The organism is bacterium (assembly GCA_020440705.1).
GTDB lineage: Bacteria > Krumholzibacteriota > Krumholzibacteriia > LZORAL124-64-63 > LZORAL124-64-63 > JAGRNP01.
In genome coordinates this window covers 1-5153 of record JAGRNP010000185.1, presented here as the reverse complement: position 1 = coordinate 5153, position 5153 = coordinate 1, and the positions used below count along the sequence as shown (strand labels likewise).

The window sequence follows — 5153 nt, the reverse complement described above, 5'->3', positions numbered from 1 at the left end:
CCGGACATGCCGAAGACCGCCTTCGCCGACCTGTGGGCGACCATCAGGTCGGGCAAGATGTGGCAGGGCTTCGTGCTGAACCGGGGGGCCCACGGGCGCGTGTACTGGGTGCGGGCCATGGTCTTCCCCTGCTACCGCGGCCGCAACCTCGAGGGCTACATCTCCGTGCGCACCAAGCCGTCGCGCGCCGACATCGAGCGGGCCATCGCCGCCTACCGGCGACTCCCCTGAGGGTCCCGCTCGCGGCGATCCGGTGGGAGAAGGGCGATCTCCCACCGGATTGCTTTGTCCTGCCTCGCGTCGTATCCTCAGGGGACCCCGACCGACGCTGCCCCTGACCGCGGAGTTCGCCCATGCGTGCCAGCCACCCGCTCTTCCTCGTCGCGTCCGTTTGCCTGCTCCTCGCCCTGGCCGCCTGCTCGAGCGGCGACGGGGACGGCGGCGGCGGTCCGGGACCGACCGTCGAACTCGCGACCATCTCCGACCTGCGCGTGATCGCCGGCAGCGACACCACCGTGACCCTGGCCTGGACCGTGCCCGCGGCCCTGGCCAAGGCGGGCGGCGACATCCGCTACGACCTGCGGCAGGTGGCGGCCGCCGACCGCGCCACCGCCTGGGATGCCTGGACGCCCCTGCCGGCGCCGACCGCCGACGCCGCGAGCGGCGGCACCCACACCCACGTGGTGGGGGGGCTGCAGGCCGGCCAGGCCTACGCCTTCCGCCTGAGCGCGAGCACCGACGGGCGCACCTGGTCGGCCCCGGCGCCGGCGGCCCTCGGCGTGGCCGCCGCCGACCACGACCCCTTCGCGCCCGCGGCCATCACCGACCTGGCGGTGTGGAGCGCGACCGAGACCTCCCTCACCCTGGGCTGGAGCGCCACCGGCGACGACCTCGAGACCGGCACGGCCGCCTCGTACGAGGTGCGCTGGTCCACGACGCCGCTCGACGCCGAAAACTTCGCCGCGGCGACCCTCGTTGCGGGCGAGCCGGCGCCGGTGGCCGAGGCGCCCGGCGTGCTGGGCATCACGCTCACCGGACTCGCCGCGGGCACGACCTACTACTGCGCCGTGGTGGCGCGCGACGACGAGGAACAGGCCTCGGACCTGTCGAACGTCTGCGTGGCCGAGGCGCGCGACCTGCGCGTGATCCGCGTCTTCGTCGACCGCAGCGGCGACTACCCCACCATCGAGGCGGCCATCCGCCACGCCACCGCGGGCGATCTGGTGCTGGTCGGGCCGGGGCGCTACACCTGGACCAACCAGGCCACCGGCGACTCGCTGAAGGGCCTGATCAACGTGGCGCGCGATCAGGACGGCTTCGAGATCCGCAGCATGGCCGGCGCCGAGGCGACCATCATCGACGCCGAGCGGCAGGGCGGGTGCTGGTCGGTCACGGGGGGTTCGTTCAGCGAGAACGGCGAGATCGTCGACTACGCGGGGGTGACCATCGACGGCTTCACCCTCACCAACGGCAACGCCACCGGCGTGCCGGTGAACACCGAGGGCGGCGGCTGGGGCGGCGGCGGCATCTACCTGCACCTGAGCGACTCGATCATCCGCAACTGCATCATCACGGGCAACGAGGCCATCGAGGGCGGCGGCGTGTGGATCGGCGGCCAGGGCGACGCCATTCTCGAGAACTGCCTCATCACCGACAACGAGGCCGAGTACGGCGGCGGCGTCCTGCTGGTGAACAGCGCGCCGCACATCACCGTGCGCAACTGCGAGATCCGCGGCAACACGGGGCGCGTGGCCGGCGGCCTGTACGCCTTCCACTGCACCTTCACCCTCGAGGACTGCCTCATCGTCGACAACGACGGCGGTTCGAGCGGCGGCGGCGTGACGATGTCGCGCCTGTGGCCCTACGACCCGGCGCCCGACGGGCCGCAGCCCTCGGCCATCATCGGCTGCACCATCGCCCGCAACCGCTCCATCAACCGGGGCTCGGGCCTCTACGTCTACGACGGCTCGATCCCGCGGGTCGAGCGCACCGTCATCGCCTTCAACGTCGGCGCGCCGGCGTTCACCGGGGTCGGCGCAGCGTGGATCGAGCTGGGCTGCAGCCTCGTCTTCGGCCACGCCGGTGGCGAGAACCTGCCCTTCCAGTCGGTCGATCTGGGCGGCAATCTGGACGTCGATCCGCAGTTCGTGGACACCGTGGACTGGCGGCCCGGCGCGGCGTCGCCCTGCCTGCCGGAGAACCGCGAGACCGACGCCTGCGGCCTGATCGGGGCGCGCGAGGCCGAGTGAAGCGCGTTTCCGGTCGGCTGTTGCGGGCCCCTGGGTCCGGCCCGTTTTCGTGGGTATTTTGCGCCCCTATATGATCTTGAGAAATAATCGGATAAATTTCATCTCGAAGCGCAAACTGTTTTTGCGATAACGTTCTCTCTTGAAAAACCCCCGCAGATCTGCAATGCTTTCGCCCTCGCCCCTCTGACCTCGCCCACGGGTCGTCCGCTCCGCGTTCCGCCGGAGCTTCTCCGACCATTCCCTCGCCCAAGACGCGTCCGGCCCGCAAGGGTCCGGGCACGGGACTCGCCCACATCGCCCAGTCCGTTTGCACCACCGGCCACGCACCGTTTCCGACTCGGCGTACCGGCAAACGAGATGTTCTCGAACATCGATTCTCTACCTGGGAGGGCAGCATGCTTACCACTCGCTTGATGTGTGTCGTCATCGTCCTGAGCCTGGCCGGTGCGGCGTTCGCCGCGGGGCCGGCCGCCACGCCGGAAATGCCGCCGCGGGGCGACCGATTCGAGGTCCCGGCGGTGCTCGACAAGGCCTTCGGTGATCCGACCGACCTTCTGGCCGCGGCCGACGCCGCCGGCAACTACATCCGCTACATGCAGGCCGACGTCACCGAGGACAACGCCGGCAACGGCGCGGCGGACACCGATCCGGACGATGCGGGCTGGGATTGGGTGCTGCAGCCCTTCGAGCATTCGGCGACGGCGAGTTCGCTGAACCTCTACGGCGTCATCGGCAACTCGATGATCGATGTGTACGAACTGAACGGCGACGCCGCCCTGTTCACGGCCCTGCAGGACCTGGCCGACCACATCGTGGCCGTCGGTCCGACGAGCCTGCGCTACGCCAACGACATGGCCTTCCTGCTGCGCTTCGCCGCGCTGCCGGGCGTCGCGACGCCCGCCACCTACCAGGCCGGGGCCGAGGCGATCTGGATCTACAAGACGACCGTGAACCCCGGCGTGGGCGCGGCCGCCTTCGCTGCCCTCCTGCGCGACAGCCGCCACAGCCAGGGCTACGACAACGGCATCATCGCGTGGGACACCGGCGCCTACGTCGAGGCCGTGGCCATGCTCGACGACGCCTTCCCCGGCAACGGCTACGACGCCGACGCGGCCGCCATGGCCGAGGTCGTCTGGCAGGACAGCTTCAACGCCAGCCCCGGCTACTTCGACGTCTTCGGCGCGAGTCAGGGCTACGATCCCACCTACACGAACAAGGACTTCTGGTGGTACGCCCTCGGCGTGTCCGGGATCATCCAGTCGTTCGTGTCGACGGGCACGCACCTCACCGAACTTCCGGCCCTGGAGACTGCGCTGCTGGCCTGCCAGTATTCCGACGGCGCCTTCGGCGACCAGTATGGTACGCCGACCGACGTGAACACCCGCGATTGGCAGACGACGGGCTACGCCGTGCGGGCCCTGACCACCTACCTGTCCGGCTACGAGACCGCGGCCTATGCCGCCGGCACGTGGCTTGCCGCGACCCAGGACGCGAGCGGCGGCTTCGTCTACAGCAGCCTGGACCACTATCCGGAGATCGGCGCCGAGTGCGGCATGGGCCTCGCCCTGGCCTACGCGGCGAGCGCCGCCAGCGTCGACATCACCAGCACCTTCTACGACCCGTCGGCGTGCGGCGCCGTGGGCGACGTTTCGTTCAGCTACGACCGTTCGGCGGGCACGCCCGGCCTCTACGGCTACGAGTTCGTGATCGAGATCACGGGCCCGGTGAGCGTGCCCGTGGTACCAGCCGACTTCGTCCAGGTCGCGCCCATGGACTACTTCCGCGTCGATGCCAACCTCGACGGCACCTTCACGGTGAACTCGACCCGGTTCGGCGCCGATCCGGGCCTGCTCGCCGACGCCGAGCTGTTCTACATCGACAACCTGACGGCCCTCGCCGAGGGCGCCGTGTCGGTCGCGGTGCTCAGCTACCGCATGCGCGACCCCCAGAACGTGCCCATCTTCGTGACCCAGAACGGGCTCGACTTCCTCGTCGACTGCACCGCGCCGGATGCCGTCAGCGACATCGCCGCGGCCCCGGGCCACAACAAGGTGCAGGTGAGCTGGACCCACGACGGCACCGACACCATCACCTACGAGGTGTACCGCGGCCTGTGGTACGACACGACCGTCGGCACCTCGGCCTACCCCGAGTACGACGACCTGCCGGGCAACACCATCCCGACGCGGCCGTCGAGCCGGGCCGTCGCCATGGCCAGCGCCGAGTGGGAGTACGCCGGCGCCGTCGCCGTCGGCACCACCACCTACACCGACGTCTGGCCGGACGAGACCGACCGCGGCGTGTACTACTACGAGGTGTTCGCCGTCGACGCGGCGCTGAACGGCTCGCTGGCCGCCGCCGACGGCAACGACCGCGCCACCAACTACTGGCTGGGCGACGTCTACGCCCCGGTCGACGGCGAGGTCGACATCGACGACATCACCACCCTCGGTGCGGCCTTCACCACCTCGCCGGGCGATCCCGGCTACAACGCCGAGACCGACGTCGGCCCGACCGACGACTGGAGCGGCACCGGCATCCCGGAGACCGACAACGTCATCGACTTCGAGGATCTGATGATCTTCGCCCTGAACTTCGGCGTCGTGACGCCGACCAAGGGCGCGACGCCCGTCTCCGAGGTCATCGACCTGGCCTGGGTGCAGCGCGAGGACGGCCGCTGGGCCCTGCACCTCGTGAATGGTGCCGGCCTGAAGGGCCTGCACGTGCGGGCCGACCGGCTCGTGGGTGCGGTCGAGGCCGGCGAGTTGCTCGCGGCCCAGTCCGGCCTGCCGTTCGTGATCAATCCGGGCGCCAGGCTCGACGCCAACGTGGCCCTCATGGGTCGCGGCGAGGCGATCAGCGGCACGGGCGAGCTGCTCGTGGTCGACGCCCCGCAGGCCATCG

The 5153-nt window shown here is 70.3% G+C and carries 3 protein-coding genes; all 3 read left to right on the top strand.

The window, feature by feature from the left end:
- Positions 1–231: hypothetical protein (locus KDM41_17130; protein MCB1185145.1), on the top strand; the 231-nt coding region annotated here is incomplete at its 5' end.
- 122 nt (positions 232–353) lie between these two features.
- The gene (locus KDM41_17125; GenBank protein MCB1185144.1) at positions 354–2249 is read left to right on the top strand and encodes a right-handed parallel beta-helix repeat-containing protein; all 1896 of its coding nucleotides are present in this window, start codon (positions 354–356) and stop codon (positions 2247–2249) included.
- 395 nt (positions 2250–2644) lie between these two features.
- Positions 2645–5153: hypothetical protein (locus tag KDM41_17120; protein MCB1185143.1), on the top strand; the 2509-nt coding region annotated here is incomplete at its 3' end.